Source organism: Spongiactinospora rosea, from assembly GCF_003315795.1.
Classification (GTDB): Bacteria; Actinomycetota; Actinomycetes; order Streptosporangiales; family Streptosporangiaceae; genus Spongiactinospora; species Spongiactinospora rosea.
This window is the reverse complement of the sequence record NZ_QMEY01000037.1, coordinates 18,006-36,775: the sequence shown is the minus strand read 5'-3', so window position 1 is coordinate 36,775 and position 18,770 is coordinate 18,006. Positions and strand designations below refer to the sequence as shown.

At 65.7% G+C, this 18,770-nt stretch carries 17 protein-coding genes, 2 pseudogenes and 1 CRISPR repeat array (1 of these 20 only partly in view); of the genes and pseudogenes, 3 read left to right on the top strand and 16 right to left on the bottom strand.

What is annotated here, in order from left to right; genetic code table 11:
• A CRISPR array of direct repeats spans positions 1-480; the repeat unit is 30 nt; unit sequence GTTGCGATCCCTCCAGGGATGATCGGGAAC; it reaches 530 nt to the left of the window's first position.
• Between the two features lie 104 nt (positions 481-584).
• The 10 genes from cas2 to DP939_RS49520 form a co-directional block, all read right to left on the bottom strand.
• Positions 585-848, bottom strand: a complete 264-nt coding sequence (gene cas2 / locus DP939_RS42110) for a CRISPR-associated endonuclease Cas2 (RefSeq protein WP_113986468.1) — start codon at positions 846-848, stop codon at positions 585-587.
• 2 nt (positions 849-850) lie between these two features.
• Positions 851-1,831 carry a type I-B CRISPR-associated endonuclease Cas1b gene (gene cas1b / locus DP939_RS42105; protein WP_113986451.1) on the bottom strand — a complete coding sequence of 327 codons (981 nt, stop codon included), beginning with the start codon at positions 1,829-1,831 and terminating at the stop codon, positions 851-853.
• A complete protein-coding gene (locus DP939_RS42100; RefSeq protein ID WP_113986450.1) occupies positions 1,828-2,334 on the bottom strand; it encodes a CRISPR-associated protein Cas4 in 507 nt (168 codons plus the stop codon). The genes cas1b and DP939_RS42100 overlap by 4 nt, the downstream gene beginning before the upstream one ends.
• A complete protein-coding gene (gene cas3, locus DP939_RS42095) occupies positions 2,331-5,387 on the bottom strand; it encodes a CRISPR-associated helicase Cas3' (RefSeq protein ID WP_225878870.1) in 3,057 nt (1,018 codons plus the stop codon). Before cas3 ends, DP939_RS42100 begins: the two co-directional genes overlap by 4 nt.
• A gap of 2 nt (positions 5,388-5,389) precedes the next feature.
• Positions 5,390-6,427, bottom strand: coding sequence for a type I-B CRISPR-associated protein Cas7/Cst2/DevR (cas7i, locus tag DP939_RS42090; RefSeq protein ID WP_225878868.1), 1,038 nt, complete (start codon positions 6,425-6,427; stop codon positions 5,390-5,392).
• A gap of 23 nt (positions 6,428-6,450) precedes the next feature.
• Positions 6,451-7,899, bottom strand: a complete 1,449-nt coding sequence (locus DP939_RS42085) for a hypothetical protein (protein WP_199565770.1) — start codon at positions 7,897-7,899, stop codon at positions 6,451-6,453.
• On the bottom strand, positions 7,887-8,537 hold the full coding sequence (gene cas6 / locus DP939_RS42080; protein WP_225878867.1) for a CRISPR-associated endoribonuclease Cas6: 651 nt from the start codon (positions 8,535-8,537) through the stop codon (positions 7,887-7,889). The genes DP939_RS42085 and cas6 overlap by 13 nt, the downstream gene beginning before the upstream one ends.
• Before the next feature lie 924 nt (positions 8,538-9,461).
• Positions 9,462-10,199: a transposase gene (locus tag DP939_RS42075; RefSeq protein WP_199565769.1), complete on the bottom strand. Its 738-nt coding sequence runs from the start codon at positions 10,197-10,199 to the stop codon at positions 9,462-9,464.
• Complete coding sequence (locus DP939_RS49525) at positions 10,124-10,288, bottom strand: helix-turn-helix domain-containing protein (RefSeq protein ID WP_225878873.1); 165 nt, start codon at positions 10,286-10,288, stop codon at positions 10,124-10,126. The genes DP939_RS42075 and DP939_RS49525 overlap by 76 nt, the downstream gene beginning before the upstream one ends.
• Positions 10,289-10,338: 50 nt before the next feature.
• Entirely contained in the window at positions 10,339-10,665 is a 327-nt protein-coding gene (locus DP939_RS49520; protein WP_199565768.1) for a helix-turn-helix domain-containing protein, read from the bottom strand.
• Between DP939_RS49520 and DP939_RS42065 the strand changes: the two genes are divergently transcribed.
• Positions 10,637-11,497 carry a transposase family protein gene (locus DP939_RS42065; RefSeq protein WP_199565767.1) on the top strand — a complete coding sequence of 287 codons (861 nt, stop codon included), beginning with the start codon at positions 10,637-10,639 and terminating at the stop codon, positions 11,495-11,497. The genes DP939_RS49520 and DP939_RS42065 overlap by 29 nt on opposite strands.
• Before the next feature lie 398 nt (positions 11,498-11,895).
• Here the strand turns inward: DP939_RS42065 and DP939_RS42060 are convergent, their stop codons facing one another.
• The 6 genes and pseudogenes from DP939_RS42060 to DP939_RS49675 form a co-directional block, all read right to left on the bottom strand.
• Entirely contained in the window at positions 11,896-12,801 is a 906-nt protein-coding gene (locus DP939_RS42060; RefSeq protein WP_158578972.1) for a hypothetical protein, read from the bottom strand.
• 137 nt (positions 12,802-12,938) lie between these two features.
• On the bottom strand, positions 12,939-14,132 hold the full coding sequence (locus DP939_RS49515; RefSeq protein WP_404828636.1) for an MAB_1171c family putative transporter: 1,194 nt from the start codon (positions 14,130-14,132) through the stop codon (positions 12,939-12,941).
• A gap of 45 nt (positions 14,133-14,177) precedes the next feature.
• Complete coding sequence (locus tag DP939_RS45750) at positions 14,178-14,552, bottom strand: hypothetical protein (RefSeq protein ID WP_147268352.1); 375 nt, start codon at positions 14,550-14,552, stop codon at positions 14,178-14,180.
• A gap of 233 nt (positions 14,553-14,785) precedes the next feature.
• Positions 14,786-15,250 (bottom strand): helix-turn-helix domain-containing protein, encoded by a 465-nt coding sequence (locus tag DP939_RS45745; RefSeq protein ID WP_147268351.1) that lies wholly within the window; start codon positions 15,248-15,250, stop codon positions 14,786-14,788.
• 498 nt (positions 15,251-15,748) lie between these two features.
• Complete coding sequence (locus DP939_RS49680; protein ID WP_263972382.1) at positions 15,749-15,973, bottom strand: hypothetical protein; 225 nt, start codon at positions 15,971-15,973, stop codon at positions 15,749-15,751.
• A gap of 797 nt (positions 15,974-16,770) precedes the next feature.
• Positions 16,771-17,606 (bottom strand): annotated as a pseudogene (locus DP939_RS49675) (IS701 family transposase); the annotation flags it as partial.
• A gap of 104 nt (positions 17,607-17,710) precedes the next feature.
• Between DP939_RS49675 and DP939_RS49505 the strand changes: the two are divergent.
• Positions 17,711-18,049, top strand: a pseudogene (locus DP939_RS49505) (transposase family protein); the annotation flags it as partial.
• A 143-nt stretch (positions 18,050-18,192) separates the two neighbouring features.
• Positions 18,193-18,675, top strand: coding sequence for an ISAs1 family transposase (locus DP939_RS42035; RefSeq protein WP_158578968.1), 483 nt, complete (start codon positions 18,193-18,195; stop codon positions 18,673-18,675).
• The last annotated feature ends 95 nt before the right edge of the window (positions 18,676-18,770 follow it).

The following is an 18,770-nucleotide window of genomic DNA, read 5'->3' as shown; positions in this document are numbered from 1 at the left end:
ATCCCTCCAGGGATGATCGGGAACCGTCGTCGGGCTGCTGCTCCGCCAGCCGATCCGCGTTGCGATCCCTCCAGGGATGATCGGGAACGTGGGCACAGGCTTTGGATGATGCCCGGGCAGCGATGTTGCGATCCCTCCAGGGATGATCGGGAACGTGCCGCCAGGGGGAAACCCTGGGTCTGACATGGCGTTGCGATCCCTCCAGGGATGATCGGGAACCCGCCCGGGGTTCGTGTGGACGGGATCTTGCCGCGCGTTGCGATCCCTCCAGGGATGATCGGGAACCTCCTGGGCCCGCACGCCCATCCGCTCCGAGCGCACGTTGCGATCCCTCCAGGGATGATCGGGAACGTACCGACGCCGGTACCCGGCAGGACCTCGCCGCCGTTGCGATCCCTCCAGGGATGATCGGGAACCCGTTCTCCTGACCTCTCATGATCTTGTTCACACGTTGCGATCCCTCCAGGGATGATCGGGAACCCGAGGATAACGCCGCAGGTCACCGCCGCAGTAGAAGGACTTGGAACGGCGGATTTTGCAGCGGTTCGGCGGTAGTGCAGATACGCAGGTCACAAGGGGTGTGGTCACAGAATGGGGTCGGTGTTGCCGAGGGGTTGGCCGATGAGGTCGGTTTGGATGTGGTGAGGGCCTTGGGTGCGGTAGATCAGAACGCTGTCGTAGGTCGGGTCGATGTGCTGCTTGATCGCCGACAGTAGCTTGCGGTGCTGCGCGGCGGAAAGCTCCCCTTGGAAGACGCTGCGTTGTACCCAGTGCAGGTACTGGCGGCAGGTTCTGAGAATGCCCGGGTTGCGTTCGGCGAGGGTGTCATAGACGACGATGACGAACACGGTCACCACCAGGGGCGGAACGGCTTGTACGGGGTGTCCTCCAGGCACAGCCGCACGACTTTGAGGGCTTCCAGGTGGATCAGCTCCTCGTAGGACACTTTGCGGCGCAGGCTGCGATGGTGGACCGTGGTGGCGAGTTCGGTGCGGATGAGTTCGGAGACCTTCTTGCGCCCGTCTTTGCTGAGTGAGGCGTTGCCGACGTCGCTTTCGAAGTCGCTGGGCCGCAGGGACTTCTGGGCGGCGGCCCGCCGCAGGAGGCGTTCGGCGAACAGCGGCTTGAACGGCTCGGCGAGGTCGAGAGCGAGGGTGTTGCGGCGGCGGTCGGTGTCGGCGTGGAGGAAACCGAGGGCCGGGTGCAGGGGTGTGCAGCGCAGCGCGGTCAGTACCCGGGCGTAGACGATGGAATTGACGTAGCTGATGAACGCGTTGCCCGCGTTGGCGGGTGGGCGGCGGCTACGGCCCTCCAGGCGCAGCCATGGCGGAAGCAGGGTGTCCAGGACGGCCCAGGCGGTCCGGCGGAAGTTGCCTTCGGCGCCCATGAGCTGATCACTGGTGTGGCAGGTGGGCAGTTGTTCGGCAAGGCGGGAGAGCGGGGCGTCGAGCAGGTCGGTGTCCATAGCCCAGCGGATGTTGCTCGCGGTCGCGCTGATCAGGGCGCGTCCGAGCGTCAGCCGGACGTCGTTATCCCCGGTCAGGGCGGCCTGCCGGCGGAGTACATGGGCCGAGCTGGTGTCTTCGGGTGGGCCGATCGCGCCGGCGTAGTTGCCGTAGTGGTCCAGGATGTGGACGGTGACGCCGTGCCGGCTGAGCAGGGACACCGCTGAGGTGTTGATGTCAAGATGATCGAAGGCGATCAGGTCGCGGATGTCGGTGATCGGGATCCGGACCGGCGATTGGTCGGCCCGTTCGATTCGGACGCTGTTGTCCTCACGCCGGATCCGGCACGGCTGGGTGAGCCAGTACGTACGGGCGTGGGCGGTCACGATTCCCCCCAGCAGTAGTCGATATAGGAACAACCGCGACAGGACCGCCGTTCCAGACGCGGCGGGATGGCATCCTGGCCGATCACCTGCCGCGCCTGCCGTTCGGTTTCCTCGGCGCGGTCGCGGGCCGATGCGTCCCAGGCGACGGTGACGGTACGGCGGATGAGCGGGTAATGGACGACGCCGTGCCGCACGTTCACCCCTCGCCGGGACAGGAGCAGGCAGTAATGGCGGACCTGCGCCTCGTGTTGGGCGGAGGGAGCGCGCGATGATTTCGTCTCGTGGACGATGGCACCGGTGGTGACCCAGTCGATCTTCGCTTCGCCCAGATCGATATCGGCGCGGCGAGTGTAGGTGGTGTCATCGACGGCCTGGCCATGTGCGACGGTGTCGCTGCGCTGCTCGGGGCGGTAGCCGCGGATGTAGAGCCATAGCTGGCGCGGGCAGTGCAGAAGGTACTTGATGTGCACCCCGCCGATCGCCTCATCCTCCGGCCGGCTCATAGGACCGTTTCCGGTACGGCGGCGCGCTCGCTGGTCAGGGTCAGACCGCGCTCGGTGCTGTACGGGGCGTCCACCGCCCATAGGCGGATGCGGCCCTGTGGGTCGGGCCGGATGAGCTCCGCGCGCCCGGCGGCGCGCAGCGCGGCGAGCTGGCCGTAGCGGATCGGGATGAGCAGACCGGCCGCCAACAGTGGGTCCTCTTCGCTCATGGCCTGATATTCCTGCACGTCATCGGCCAGCAGGACATCAACGCTGTCGAAGGTCTCCTCCAAACGTTCGGCGAACTCGCTGCGATCGTCGAACGGATCGGTGAAGGTGAGGAAGTCGCGGTAGAACTCATCGCGGTGCCGCCGGGCTTCGGTTGACCAGTTCTGGCCCCAGGAGGTGGCGTAGGCGATCTGCAACCACGATTCGATGGTCTCTTCGGAGACCATGGGGCCGGGGGCGGTAGTGAGCGCGGTGCGGGCGGCGTCAAGTGCGGCCTGGTCGTAGGGGCGGGGACCGGTGGCGAGGTGGACGCGGAACTCGACGGGGCCCTCGGGGTGATGGCCCCTGCGGTTGATGCGTCCGGCTCGTTGCGCAATGGCCTCGATCGGGGCGATTTCGGTGACACCGCGGTCGAAGTCCAGGCACAGCGAGACCTCGACGGTTTGGGTGGCGACGACCAGCCCGCCGCTGCGCCTGGCGCTTTGTCCAGGTCGGCGTTCGGGGTGTTTGCTGAGAATGGTGCGTTCGATGGCGGCCCGGTCGATCCCGCGGAACCGTGAGTGCAGCAGAATCGCGTCGCGGTCGTTGTCGCTGGTGAGGGCGTCGTAGAGTTCCTGCGCCATGGCGACCGTGTTGGCGATGACCAGGACGCTGTGCCCCTCATCCAGCCACCCGTTGATGCGGGCCAGGCTGTCCGGGGAGTTGATCGGCTGCTCATCCAGGGCCAGGCGGTGCCGGTCGGGGGCGGTGCCGGTCGGTGCCCGGTGTACCTGGACGGACCCGAGGGTGTCGGCGACCAGATCGATCATGGGCTGGGCCAGGGTGGCGGAGAGCACGGCGACGCGGCTGCCGAGCTGGTTCCACAGGCGCATGCAGGCGCACAGCCGACCGAAGGTGGCGGGGTCGTAGGCGTGCAGCTCATCCAGCACCATCAGCGCGTTGGCCTGTTCCAGCAGAACACTGGAGTAGCGGGCACCCGCGATCGCGGCCCGGAGCAACTGGAACGGGGTGGCGACACGGACGCGCTGGGCGAACAGTCGCATGGCGCCGGCTCGCGCTCGGGCGCGGCGGGCATCGGCCGCCGTGGGCTCGCAGTCGTCGGCGACCGCGCGGGCCAGCAGGGTACGCGCGGCGGTGGCGTGCAGGACCCCGATGTCCGGCTGCGCGGCCGGTGCCTGAGAAGGCGCTGGCGGCGGGTCCAGGGTGGCGATGAAGCGGTCGCGGGCGGCGTCGATGGAGGCGCGGTACGGCAGCAGCCACATCAGACGGGGTCGCCCCGACATGTCGCCGAGCTGCGCCGATGCCCACGCCAGCCCGGCCTCCGTCTTGCCGCTGCCGGTCGGGGCCACCATGATGAGGTGCCCGCTGGTCGCCGCGGCCTGCCGCTGGTGCGGATAGGGAGCCGGGAGCCTGGTCAGGAAGTCGCCCGGGAGCGGCATGTGGGTCTGCAACGGTACGTGCGCGGAGCCGGAGTGGTCGGCCAGCGTGACCGCTCCTTGGAGGAGGACGGCGGTCAGGCCGTCGTCTTCGCTGACCGGATTGCCCCAGTCGGCGCGTAGCCGGGCGAAGGCGTCGCGTGCCAGCTCCCACAGGCGTCGCTGCTCATGGGGGATCGGTACGCCGAGCCGGTCGGCCAGCCACGCCAGAAACGCGCGGTGCCGGACGACGGGAACCTGAATGCGGGGCCGGCCCAGCACCGGCGCCGCATCGCGACCGAACTTACGCTCCCAATCGGCGATCGGCGGATACTTCGTCCGTAGGTCGCCGCCGCGGGTGGAGGTCAGCGGCCGGTGGTGGAAGGCGACACCGGCGGCGATCATTTTCTGGTCTTCGGGGTCCAGGTGCCGGGTGAGCAGATCGACGTAGGCCAGTGACAGCACCTCGTGCCGCTCACCCCATATCTCGCCACGGGGGCGGAGTTGCCGTTGGAAGCCTTCGGCGACCTTACCGGCGTCGTGAAGCAGCGCCGCCGTCCGCGCCCAGTCCCAAAACCGGGGACGGTCGGCCAGAACGCCGGGGGAGCCGATCCGGTCGGCGACCATGTCGGTCGCCTCGCGTACGGCGAGGCTGTGCTCGGTCAGCAGTTCGGGGCGGCCCAGCCCGGATCCACGCGCGGATTTGGCCAGGACCTGGCGCAACGCGGCGTCGGACGCCTCCTGCTCGGGCGACTTATCCGGCATCGCGGGCGCGGCCAGCCACACTGCCTGTTCCCCGTCGCGGTACGCGCCGACGACATCATGGACGCCCGCCGGCTCCGAACACCACAGGTAGCTGCGGTATTCGGTGTGGCCACGGTCGGGGGTGATCGCCTCGGCCAGCCGCAGCGTACCGGCCAGCGGCGCCTGGTGCCCGCCCGCCGGAGCCAGCGCGTGACCGACGTGAGCTCGCTCAGTCGGATACAGCGTGACCTGCTGGATCGAACGCACATGGACCAGATCCTGGGAGCGCCCCAGCCGCAGCCCCCACACCGGGCGGCGCAGTGCCGCCGCGATCCGGTCTGCCTCGGGTGCGGGAATCCAGACGGTGAGGTGCACCCCGACCAGGAAGGGGCGGTCGCGAATGGTCATACCGCCCTTGCCGGCGGCCACTCGCCCGGCCACGGCAGGGTTGGAGCCGTCGGCGGCGATGGGATGGTAGGTCTCGGCGTCGGTGCCCGACCCATCGACACGGACGGCCATGCCCAGCATCACCGGCTCGGCGCGACGGCCGGTGGCCGCGGCGAGCATGCCGCGTACTGTCGAAGGCGGCGGTACCGGAAGACAGCGGCTCACACCCGGGAACATGGGATCACGAAACGAGGCCGCTGGCGCGTACAGCTCGACTCTGACCGCTTCGATAGTGCTCATGCTCATCGGGCGGGGTCGTCGAACCAGGTGTCGTGCTGCCCGGTACGGATCTCTTCGGCGAGGCCGCGCAACATCGAGCGGGGATGATCGATGCTGAGGCCGCCATCATCGATGAGGTCGGCCAGGTCATGCTCCACCTCTTTGCGGGCACGCTCCAAAAAGCCCGGCCGCCAGCCCAGCCGTACCGGTGCTTCCCACTGCCCCTGCCAGGCCCGCAACTCCTCACGCAGGGCCGTGCCGCGGACCTGGAGGCCGCTCCCATCGGCGGCACCGTCGATCACGAAGCCCAGCGGATTCACGCCGCCCGCCATCGGCACCATGGCCACCAGCGCGGGCGTACGGTCCCCGTAGTGCAGCGCCTTCTTCGCACCGCCGGTCAGCTCCGCCAGCGCCTCCAGCAGCAGGGCCACCCGTTCCCGGCGCTCCGGCAGCGGCAACCGGATCGCGGGCTGCCCGCGGAATGTGATGGCTTCGGCGCCCATGCTCACCGCTTGTGCCACGTTCATCGCGGCGTCGGCCGACAGGTAGTTCGGGCGGCCTGCGCCGCCCTTGTCCGGCAGCGTGAACGTGCCGACCCGCGGCAGGTCGAGTAGGAACGGCGCGGCAAGATCGGCAGTGTAGAACTCGTGAGCGTGCAGCACCGGCTCGGGGATGCCGCGTGACATCACCCCGAAGTCCTCGGTCGGCCGGGCCGGCTCTACCGACATGAACGTCCCCACCATGAAAGGGGTGTCGCGCAGCGTGGTGGCCTCATCGGCGCTCTTGGCGCCCGCCTTCATGTATCCGAACAAGTCGTCATCGGCGAACCGGATCGGGTCGGCCGACGTATTCGCCTTCTGCGCCTTGCCCTGTGCCTTGCCCACTCGTTCGGTCGGCGAGGGGACCATCCCCATCGCCGTCATGGTCTCCCGCAGCCATCGCCGAAACGCCTGCGCCGACACGTACGGATACCACTGGCCACGCACGCGGGCCTTCTTCACGGGCGTGGTGGTCGTCTCTCCGCGCCCGTTATTGGGTGCTCCCGCGCTGACCGCCAGCACGATCTTGCCTGCCAGGTAGCTCATCAGGCGCTTTCCTCCCCTTCCTGGTCCAACTCGCCGTCCGCGTCGAACTTGATCTCTTCAGCCTGCTCCGCATCGTCCGACTCGTCGGAGCCGGCGGCGATCGGCACCTTTCTGTCCTGTAGCCCCTTGACGACGTCGAACCACAGCACGGTCCGCTCTCGCCACCCGCGTGAGCCGTCTGCCAGCAAGTCGCCCAGCACATCAGAATCCACCCGCTGGTCACGGCCGTCGAGGAGCAGGCGCGCGCTCGCCGTCAGTAGCAGTTTGTGCAGCTCATAGCCGCTGCCCGCGGCCCGCCGGTACTGATTCAGCCGGCCACGGTGCGCTTCCTGGGCGATCCAATCCGCCAGCAGATCCGCCACGGCCTTGAGCCGATCGGCGTTCATGTCGTACATCACCTCCACGTACAGCCGGCACAACGCCCGCCACCGCACCAGCGTGCGCGGCGAGATCGTCTCCACATCCTCCGAACGGCGCCACAGCTCCCTCGGCAGCCGATCGGCCTGCTCCCCGTCCCGGTCGAACAGCAGCCGCGCCGCCTCGCGCGCTCCTCCAGCCAGCACACGCCCTTGTTTGTCGCGGCGCGTCAGTGCCCGCTGTAGGTCGCGCCATCCGGCTGCGCAGTAGGGATCGGCGGCCGTCAACTGAAGGAACCGGGCGACCCCCGATCGTGTACCGGACACCCGCAGCCACGGTTCCTGGTTGTCGTTCTTGAACATCCACAGCGTCGCCGCCGCAGGCGCGTCGCCCGCATGCACACGCAGCGCCTCCAACGTCACGGCCTCCGGTCCCGCGATGGCGGGCAATCTGCCGAAGCCCAGTTGCCGGATCCGGCCCGCCCGACGTACGTTGCGGCGCACGAAGTCCCGCTCAACCTGTGGGCTGTCACAGGTGAGGACCGTTGCCGAGCCGGCCGTGAGCCACGCCCCGTACGGCAGCGCCCACATCGCCACCCGGCACCCCCGGCACACCGCCCAGCCCGCCATCCCCGGCGGCAGCGTGTTGACCGCCCGGATCGAGTCGAACATCGGCAGGGTCGCCTTGGCCCACAGCACTCGGCATGCCTGGCCACAGAACGTGCATCCGTACACCGGCCCGTCCACAGGATCGACGGCGAACAACTCCGCCACCTGCGTACGCAGCACCGCCGGATCCCGCTCCCGCCGAGCATGCGTCGGCTTGGCGTTCGGATACAGCGCGAACAACACCTTCCACCAGTCGTAGGCGCCACTGCCCGGCGCCGCGCACCCGGCCAGCACCGCATCGGCAACGATCCGCTCGGCCACCGCATCCAGCACTTCCGGGCTGACGTCCCCGACCTGCTCTTGCCCGGCCAATACCGTCACCGCCCATGCCCCGCAGCGCTGCAACGGGTGCTCGGTCAACCGCAGTGGCCCGGACACCTGCGAGATCGTGGCCACCCCTGGAGTGGTGCTCACCGGATCCACCCGAAGCCCTCCACGGTGGACAGCCCGAGCCCCCATTCATAGAGCGCGTCGAGCAGACGCGGCGCCGCCGCGATCCGAACCCGCGCCCGGGCGCCGATGCGAAACCCTTTCGCGACATGGAACCGGCGGCGAGGACCCGCATCCAGCACCTCTACCTCCGCCTCATTCGGCAGGCCGAGGTCATCTGCCTTATGCCGGACGTTATGCATCAATCGTTCGGCGAAATGCGGATCTTCAGGAAGAAGGTAGCGATTCTGATGTTTCACCAAAACAGGTGAAACCGTGTCGAAAACGCCCACTCCGCTTGAATGGTCGGCGACCGGGTCCAATTGCACCCCCTTCACCGACAGCACGACCGACCCCCACCGGATCTCCCGGCGCCCGGCCAGCGCCGCCAGCATGCACGCGGCGATCCGCGGCACCGGCGACCCCATCCAGACCACCCCATCGGGGGAGGTCGGATACACCCCCGCTTTATGTCGGGCACGAGGAAACAGGGGCGGAGACGTCCCTACCGGCCGCAGCGGGCTTCCCTGCCACCCTGTGTCGTGCAACTCCTTGGCGATCCCCGGATCTTGTTCCCGGATCAGGTCGTACACCACCGCCCGAGCCGACCCATGAACCTGCTCCCAGGCCATCACCGACTCACTCGCGGCCACATCAACCCGAAAACGCAACCGCCCCTCCCCAACATCGGCCAATAAGACTGGATCAGTCCTACCAGGCGCCCCCGACAATTTCCGGGTATCGCCAAGCCCGGCCCAAAGCGAGTCATGGACAATGGGGCGCGGGGGGCGATCAGGTTACTATCGCACAATTGGGGCGAATTGGCACTTATGTGTCGGGTAGGCGGCGAGTCGGGCGACGGAAGTGGCCCGCCCCGATCAACGATCGGAAGTCTGTGGATGGAGCCGACCGATACGCCGACCTCGAGGCATGTTCGCCTTAGACGGCGAGCCTTTAAGATCCCAGGTACGGGTCACTGATACCGATGCCGGGACCGTACTTTGATCAACGCTCTGACCAGCGCAGATGCACTACCGCCGGATCGCTGCAAAAACACGCTCGACGCGGGCCTGCTTCGCCATTCTGACCTGCGGCGTTATCCTCGGGTCACCGATCATCCCTGGAGGGATCGCAACCGATGCAGCACATGGACAGTCTCCACCCGATCACTGGGTCACCGATCATCCCTGGAGGGATCGCAACGCCGACTCTCGCGCTGACCCCCGGCCGTGAGTCGGCTGGTCACCGATCATCCCTGGAGGGATCGCAACGCGCACCTCACGCCGCGGCGATGGCCGAGCTGGGGTCACCGATCATCCCTGGGGAGAGGCGAACCAATTGCACACCCATTAACTGTTACCCGCCGCCTCCTACTGGGATTCAGGTGATGCCGATATCTCCCAGCTTTTCGGCCGCGCGCCGCATCCAGTGAGGTGATCTCAACGATTTAGAAGCGGACAACGAGCGATCCAGCGGAAGAAAGGTGCGGCCCGGATAGGCGCCGGACATATCACCAAACCCATAGAGAGGCGTGGAGCCCTCGGTAGAAGAAGGAATCACCACAAAACCGTCTTCACCCGGAAGGCTCCACGTGATTCACCATCGTGCCACGCTCGACGTCTCCCGTGAACTCGCTCAGCACACCGGGCGGCTGCTACACAGTTTGAATTCGTAGGGTCGGTCATGTCTTTGTCGAGGTATCGAGGGTGAGTCCGGTCTGGACCAGGCAGCCGGTGAGCAGATGGGGCCGGTACTGGATCTTCTTCAGCTTGCGTTTGACGATCCGGACGAGTCCAGGCAGGTCGGCGACGGCGAAGTGGGCCAGGGCCCCGGCGAAGTAGGGACCAGACGCCCTCGACGGGGTTCAGCTCGGGCGCATAGGCGGGTAACTGGACGATGCGCAACCAGTCGGCGTGCTCGGCGGCGAACTCGGCGAGCTGGCCGGCCAGGTGCACATTCAGGTTGTCCCAACACCACACCAGTGGCGCGCCCAACTGCTGGTGGGTGGCCACGATCAGGTCCCGGTAGTCGATCCAGGAGAACGACTTGGGTTCGCCCTTGCGGCTGTGGTAGATGTGCAGGCGGTAGAACAGATGCGGCCGCTCACCGTCCCGGTAGGCCACAACGCCAGCCATGTTCACCCGGCCCGAACCCTTGCCGCGCACCGTCACCACCGGACGGGCGCCGACCGGCGCCCAGGCGCGTCCCTTCGGCGGCCTCAGCCCCTGCCCGGCCTCGTCTTCGAAGCACAGGTAGGCGCCCAGGTCCGCCGCGGTGCTTTTACCACCGGCCACACCTGCTCCTTCCAGGCAGCGATGGCCTCCTCGTCCCGCTCCAGAGCCCGCCGCGCCGGAACCTGGACCGACCAGCCGTGGCGATGCAGCAGCTAGCCCACGCCCTCGATGGTGTAGCCGATATGGAACAGCCGCCCGATCAGCGTCTTGACCCGGGCCAGCGCCCAGCACTGGTTCTCGTCGTATCCCCAGGCCAGCGGGCCACGCCGAAGCTCGGCCTCCAGACGCTCCCACTGCCGGCCGACAGCTTCTCCTTCGACACCGGCCCCTTGGACAGCAGCACCTCGGCTCCGCCCTCGCGCCAGGCCCTGCGCCAGCGGGTCACCGACCGCTTGTGCACCCGTAACAGTGCGGCGACGGTCTTGGTCGACTCACCGGCCTCGAACCACTCGGCCGCTCGCAGCCGTACACACTCCCGCCGCTCCTGCTCTGCGGGCGTGTACCCGCCCCTTTGCCCGTACCGCATACCACGGTCGTACCGCACCGAGCGCCATCCGTCACGACCGGAAGACTCTACGCATTCAAGCTGTGTACGCACCGAACGCCTGCTCTGCCACACGCCCAAAGGCAGTCGCGCGCTGACCTGCTTCTGGCAGGCGGTACTGATACTTCGCCGGTTCCGCGGCGAGCGTGACATCCCCAAACTCGGCCGCGACCACGCCATCTCCCGGGCAACCGCCTACCGCTACATTCACGAGGGAACCCAGGCCCTCGCCGCACAAGCCCCGGACCTGCACCAAGCCCTGGACCGCGCCCGCGCCGACGGCCTGCCCTTTCTGATCCTGGACGGCATCGTCATCCCCGCCGACCGCTGCCGCGAGCAGGCCATGAGCGTAAGGCCGATCCATCGATCTGTGGTACCCGGAAAGGTCCGCGACCACGGTGGCAACGTTCAAGCCGTGTTCACCACCGCCGGAATGCCGGTATGGGTCTCCGACGTCGAACCCGGGTCGATGCACGATCTGGAGGCCGCCCGTATCCACGCCCTGCCCGCCCTCTACCCGCACGCGGCCCGTGACCTGCCGATCCTGGCCGACGCCGGATACGCGGCGGCCGGCATCGGGATCCGCACGCCGGTCAAGCACACCGGCGATGGCCGCCCGCTGAATGCGGGCACATATACCCGAAACGCCCTGCTCCGCGGCCTGCGCTGCCTGGGACGCGGATTCGCCCTGCTCACCCAGCGATGGCGCATTCTGCAGCGCATCACCGTAAGCCCGAGCAGAATCGGCGACATCATCAAAGCGGCACTTGTCCTCGCCCACCTTGAACACGGCATCTCCCGCAAAATTCGCTGAGATTACCTCAGTGCATGGCCTGGAACTGGGCCAAGGCCGACCGTAGCCCAGACGGAACTTTCCCGACGGGGAAAGAAGTCGCCGACAGCTTTTCTCGTAGCTCTCGATGGGGACGATGGATAAAGCGGGCTGGGCTGGCAGGTGAGCTTGAATGACAATCAGAAATATGAGATCACCGTCTGGTGTTCGCCTACCCTTTTATGTTGCATCCCTTCAGGGACAATCGGGAACGGGCTGCCGCCCGCACCTCGAGCGCTTGCAGCTCCGGGGGTTGCGACTCCTCTTCCGCGGAAGCAATCCTCATCTGACGCGCAACGGTACACTGGGACGCCATCTGCCCCTCCTTTCTTCCTCCTCTATCTGCCCTCTGCGATGACGTGCGCACCAATGTGGCAGGATCACCATGGTCCCGCACCAGGCGGTTTCCTCGTGGCCGGCTCGATCACACTGCGCCGCGCGCTGTTCACCGCCTGCCGGATCTCGCCCACGGTGTCCCGTACCCCTCGTGGCTGCCCGTGATCGCGGGAGAAACGGTCGAGGGTTTCGCGCAGCCTGGCCAGAGGCCGGCTCGAACCCACGGTCCCCAGCAGGGGCAGCAGATCGTCGGCGACGCGCTCCGCGTCGTGCCGGGCGCCCGCTTCGACGTACGCGTGCATCAGTACGCACAGGTACAGGAACCGGTCCCGGTACGCGCTCTCAGGGGCGGCTTCCAGCGCCCGCTGGATGGGATCGATCGCCGATCCCCATTCGCCGAGGCCGCCGAGCATCGCCCCGGTGGCGTGGGCGAGTCCTCGTTCGGATACCCACCACGCCCAATGCGGGTCTCGGACACCGACGCCCTCAGAAAGCCGTCCCCTGGTCGTGTCCAGTGCCCGTACGGCCTCGGTCCGCAGCCCCATTTGGGCGTACGCGCGCGCGATCCGGAGCGTGAACATCGCCGTCAGCCGTGGGGTGAGGCCGCCCCGGTCGAGGACCGGTCTGACCAATGCCAGGGAACGTTCGGGATGCCGCAGGTAGGTCGCCTGAAGGCTGAGATTGTGCACCACGAACAACTCCATGGACCGGTCACCCGCCCGGCGCGCCAGATCCAGCGCCCACCGGTTGACCCGTATGCTCAGCGCGTGCCGGTCGGCGTCGCATAGCAGCCAGCCGGTCACCTCGGCTAGTTCGGCCACCGCGGCCTGCACCTCGCGCCGTGCCCGTGGCCGCACCCCGCGGCGGCGCAGCTCCCGGCGCACCGCGGCCAGCGTACGCAGGGCGATCGTGGAGGTGTGGTCGCCACCGAAGCGCACGTCAAGAGCCACCAGGCGTTGCACCTGACGGCGCAGCCCGAAGGCGTGGTCTTCCCCTGCGAGGGAAAGATCTTCTTCGTCTGCGCCCGACACCCCATCTCGTGCCGATGACAGGAGAGCCCGGGGCACGGCCACTGTCATTGGCCACATCATGGACCACTCGCCCCCGCGGCCGACCGGGGAAACGCACCGGCTTTTCCACGGCGCGTTCGCACATATGCCTGGGAGACCATTGTCAGCCACCGGACCTGCTCACGGAGATTACCCTCTGGCGTCATAGCAGCTGTACTGATGGGCCCCGGCGCCATCGACTGCCTAGCCCTGGAGTACAAGGCCGCGCGCAGTTGAAGCGCCTCTATCGCGACCTGGAGTGCTTCTCCTTCAAGGCCGGAATCTCGTGCCTGGCGTTGAGCTTCCTTTGCTTCATGTTGATGGAGGAAGGGCCGTAGAGCGAGCCGACCGTCCTGGATCTCGATAACCCTTCGATAGAGGTGATATTCGATGTCGCGCCGGGGCCGTAATGAACCTGCTGGCGAGTACGGGGGCTCCTTGGCGATTGACGGCGTGGCCTTGTAGAGGACGGCCCACAATGGATAAAGTCGGCAGTAGGCGCGATAGTCGGCCATCCAATGGTGGATATGGGAAAGCCGTGGGCCCCACCGGGGGATGGTCCAGCCGACTAGCTCAAGTAGCGAGCCTAGATCGCCAACAAGCCACTGCAACTGGTCCCAGCGCGCCATGTCAGCGCCGTGCTGTACACCGATGACTTCTAGGTAGCGAGCTGCACAGTAAAGTAGAATGAAGGCGGCGCCGACGGCCACGATTCGCATACCACGGCGGAGCCAGGAGCGGCGCGCAATGCCCGAAAAACGGATTGACATGCGGATTGTGACGATCTGCCCAACTGCGACTACGGCTATATAAGCACATAGGTATGCGGCGTAGCGCGGATTCTGCATATTTAGTAAGCTTGCCGTCTCTGCATCGTATCGCCTGGTTGGAAGAGCGAGCAGGAACAAGGCAATCAGCGAGACTAGTGCTGCCCCGAAGCAGGCAACACGCCTTAGAGCTTTGCCTCTAGCAAGGCTTGGTGCGTATAGCCAATAAATTAGCACGACCTGTTGTGCAGCCGTTAGGATGACAACGATACAGTGTATTAGAATCGTTGTAATATTATTGTATCCGAATAGCCTCGCAAGGTGTGGCCAGACGAATTCCAGTCCTAGGAAGAAGCTGAGAAACGAGCACGCGAAGTAGACTAGAATAGCGATGGTCGCAACGTTGATGGAGGAGTGTACAAGTCGCGGCAGTGTGTATAATAGTGCTATTAATGCCCCGACCATGCAGCTTCCCTCAAGGAGAGTGTAGAGCACAGCGAATTGCTCATCTCAGGCTAGAAGTTCACCGGATTCCCAATAATGGCCAACCGTCTGCTCGATCCTGGCAAGAACCTCCTCGGCTTTCGAGGGTGCAGCGAGGGGCTGTGCGGGATTCTGCCGCCTGAGTGGGCTGACGCTCAGTGAGAGCAGATCTGCAAACATTTCTGCTTCGCGTTCCTGGACATTATCATATCCAGCTCGCCCGATCATGCCTTTGATCAGCTCGGGGTCGAGATCAGGGAGGAGGAGCTTAGATAGGCCGCTGCTCGTCCATAGACTACTGTGATGGCCAAAGAGTATATGCCCTATTTCATGCATGATGATGTGCTGTCGATGCAGCGACGAGATTAAGTGCTCGTGGAAAATATAGTCGGCCTCCCTCATGCGGACCCATACTGCGCTCGGGCCCCCGGAAACCGTAGTGATAGGGATTACGCATATACGGCGCCCACGTTGCCGCTCCAGGCGAGCATTAAAATCTTCGAGATCGAATGGTTCGGGGATGTCTAGAGTGTCGATCAGAGCGAAGCATCGTTCTTTAAGGCTTTGATCAGCCAAGCTTTTGACCTCCTCGTCAGGTGTGGATCCCACTTGGTGATCTCGGGCACTATCGTCCATCATTGCGGGGGCTGAGGAGTAGGCTCAGCTGTCGGCGGCTGGGTGGCGCGACGTTGTTCCATGCGAGCAGCACTTGTGATCATCTCGCTGATCATCCGCCTTCCCTCGGGGGACAGGTCTGCAAGGGTTCGTAGCGTCGCGTTGTCGACGCCCCCGTCTCGCATGACCGCAAGGAGTGCGAGCTGGCTCTCGATGCGTTCGGCCTCATCGCCGTCGTCAAAGTACCCGATCGGCACCTTAAAGAAGGTGGCGAGGGTCTTTAGGGTCTTCAGGGTGGGATTCGGTTGGCGATTTGTCCGCAACTTCCATATCGTGGAACGAGAGATGTCCTCACCTGTGACTCTGCGTAGGGCAGAGGCGACCTCTGCATCAGAGGCTGCGAGTGCGACATCGGGAGGCCACATGTGGTCTATCAGCCAGTTGATCTTGTCAGCCAAAGAGCCGAACGACTGTCCGAGTGACACGACATTCCTCCGTTGTCGAGGAGGCTGTCAATGGTAAAGGGCCACGCCAGCGGCTAGTGCCCCCCTCAACTCGATACTAGCATTGGCGAATGCTTGACATGGGCAGCCGGTTTGGGCTACTTCTGCATGTGCGACTTCAATCTACAGGGTGGATGGCGTATCGCCTATAATATCAGGAGCCGAGTGCTCCGGGCGCACGCGAATGGAGGTCGGGCCGGCCGGGCACTTCTCGCCGAAAGTCATTTTCGGCAAGCTCGTAACCCGAGTTGCTTCCGACCGTTATCCTGGTTGATGCTAATTGCTTCCTTGTGAGGTGCGCTACTCGATACTCTGGCCCCGCCGCATGTAATTAAGGGCTGCCGTCGGAGTAAAAGCCGAAATTTAGACGCTGATTGGTCTTGTGAGGTCATGAACGAGGTATCCCGAGCGCCCATCGACTTCTTGATTGAGCGGGTGTCGGTAGAAGCCGTTCCGATTAGCTCCTTGCGAAGCGATATGTCACCTCGCCTGGCGGGAACCGACGGCGCACACGCTCAGATGCTGGCGCAAACCGATCAACGGCTCCCCCCCATCCTGGTCCATCGGCCTACTATGCAAATCATCGATGGTATACACCGTGTGCAGGCCGCTCGCCTGCGCGGCGAGGCTGAGATAGACGTAAAATTTCACGACGGTGACGAGGCGGAAGCGTTTGTAGTCGCTGTTCGAGCGAATACTACCCACGGACTTCCCTTGACTCTGACTGATCGTACTGCAGCGGCTACCAAGATATTGGAGCTCTTCCCCGCATGGTCTGATCGTGCCATTGCACGAGCCGCTGGCCTGTCCGCTGGAACAGTGGGAGCAATAAGGAGGCGTGCGACTGTCGATTCTGCACACTCAAACATTCGCCTCAGTCGCGATGGCAGGAAGCGTCCGGTCACATCTGCAGAGGCGCGCCGCCGCGCAGGTGAACTCATCAACCGCAGCCCCAAAGCATCTCTACGGGAGATCGCGAAGTCCGCAGGCGTGTCAGCGGCAACTGTGCGTGATGTACGAATGCGGTTGGCCGAGGGGCGTGACCCGGTTCCGGAGAAGCAACTCCAAGCCGAACGCAGGGCGCAACTGTCCCGATCAGTTGAGCCATCTGAGCAGCCAGTAATAGAAAACAGGGAAGCACGAGGAGTCTACGCAATTCTCGAGCGCCTCAGAAAGGACCCCTCCCTGCGTAGCAGCGAAGCCGGACGAACCATGCTGAGGCTTCTCTCCGTACACGCCGAGGGGGCCGACAAGGTCGTGACCTCCATCGACGGACTACCTGCACACTGCACTCTCCCAATGCTTGAAATTATGCAAGCACTATCCCAGACCTGGGCGAGTATCGCGGACGATCTAAGACGACGCCTCAAAGCAGATCCAGAGCCCCTAAGGTAGAGATTTCGGCCCTTAAGCTTGATCTTTCTCGACCTTGAGCTGGTCGGCTGAGGTGTCTGGCTGAGCGTCGATCTTCTCGCTGCGCTGGCCTGGTGTCGTCGTCGTCACAAAGGCCAGCGCAGGACCTCCTCGGCCGAGCGATGCCGGGTAAGCACGAGAAGAGCGACCAGGCGACGGATCTCAGGCGTCGTCAAAGAGATGTGCCGCTCATCGCATGAGCGCTGGACGGCGGCAACGGCGGCCGGGAAGGCGAGCGCGAGCATGGCCGGCGCGATGTGCCGATACCACGCCCGCCAGTTGCGGGCCTGGTAGTGGTCCCGCCCGACCTGTCCCTTGGCCGTCTGGAAGACCTCTTCCACCGCCCACCGGATACCGGCGATCTTCACCAAGGCTGCCATCGGCTGCCGGATAGGCGCGTAGCAGCGGTAGAAGGCGAGTTCGCCGGTGGCCAGGTTCCGGCGGATTAGCAGTCAGCGGTATCCCGTGGTCTCCGATTCGTCGATGCGCGTCCACGCCCATGCGTACCAGCGCGGGCCCTTGGCGCCGAGCCTGGCGCAGTAGCGATGCCAGTGCCGATCGGCCACACCCGCGGCGATGTTGGCCGCGCTGCGATCGGCTCCGTTCAGGTTCATCCGCCCATTGCCCGCGATCGCCAGGACGTAGCCGATCCGGCGGTGTTGTGACCGTAGACCTCATCACCGCTCACCCACTGTGTCGTCAGTCCGGTGTCCAGCACATCAGCGATCATCTCGGCCGCCGAGGCGGGCTTGGTGGCGAATGTGACCTGTTCGGGCACCCCGGCCGCGTGGCACCGGCGAGGATCGGCGAGCCGAGTGCGCTCGGGTAGGTAGAGCCGCCGGTCCAGCAGCGCTCGTCCGCGTGGTGTGGCGTGGGCCAGGAACACGCCGACCTGACTGTTCTCGATCCGTCCTGTGGTGCCGGTGCATTCAGGGCCGAAGCGTTCTCGGCTGGTGAGCACATGCCGGCATGACGCGGCCGGGTAGCTGAGGGGGGTACCCCCAGGGGGAATGGCAAACGCGACCCCCGATGAGCATCGGTTATCTACGCCAGTCGATCAAGAATAGGGGCCGCGTCCGCGTGCCATCATCCCCGATCGACGTGCTCGCCCGCCACCTGGAGCACGTCACCCCCGCCGACCCGCCAACGGACCTGCCCGATATGCCCACCCTGGCCGAAATTCTGGACACGATCCCCGATCCACGCAGCCGCCGAGGACGCCGCTACCGGCTCGGCCCGCTCCCGGCACTGTCCCTGCTCGCCGTACTCGGCGGAGCGACCTCCCTGACCAAGATCACCCGGTTCATCGCCGGATACGATCTCGGTCTGCGCGCCCAGGCCGGCCTGCCCGGTACGACCGGCCGCATCCACCCTGGGACGCTCCTGGCCCGCCTGGACGGCGACGCCTTCGACACCGCCACCTGCACCTACCTGGCCTCGATCGCCGCCGGCCCCCTGCCCCCACCACACCGCACTGGACCGGGCACCGAGCCGAACTCACCGGCCTGGCCGTGGACGGCAAGACCCTGCGCGGCAGCCGCACCCCCGACGGCACCGTCCACCTGCTGTCCGCCACCCGCCACGACACCCAGACCGTCCTGGCCCAATGGCAGATCCAGGCCACCAGCAACGAGATCCCCGCGTTCATACCCCTGCTGACCGGCCTGGACCTATCCGGCATGGTCATCACCGCCGACGCCCTGCACACCCAGCACGCCCACGCCCGGCACATCGTCGAGAAGGGCGGCCACTACCTGTTCCTCGTCAAAGGCAACCAGCCCACCCTGCACCGCCGCCTCAATAACCTGCCCTGGCGCGAGGCGATCCTCAACGACTGCACCGACGAGACCGGGCACGTCCGCCGCGAAATCCGCCGGATGAAGATCTGCACCGCCCGCCCCGCTCTGCCCTTCCCCCACGCCGCCCAGGCCATCCAGATCAAACGCCGCCACACCGATCACCGCACCGGCAAGACCACCATCGTCACCGTCTAGGCCGTCACCAGCCTTCCACCCGGCCGGGCCGCCCACACCCGGCTCGCCGCGCTGATCCGCGGCCACTGGAGCATCGAAGCACTGCACCACATCCG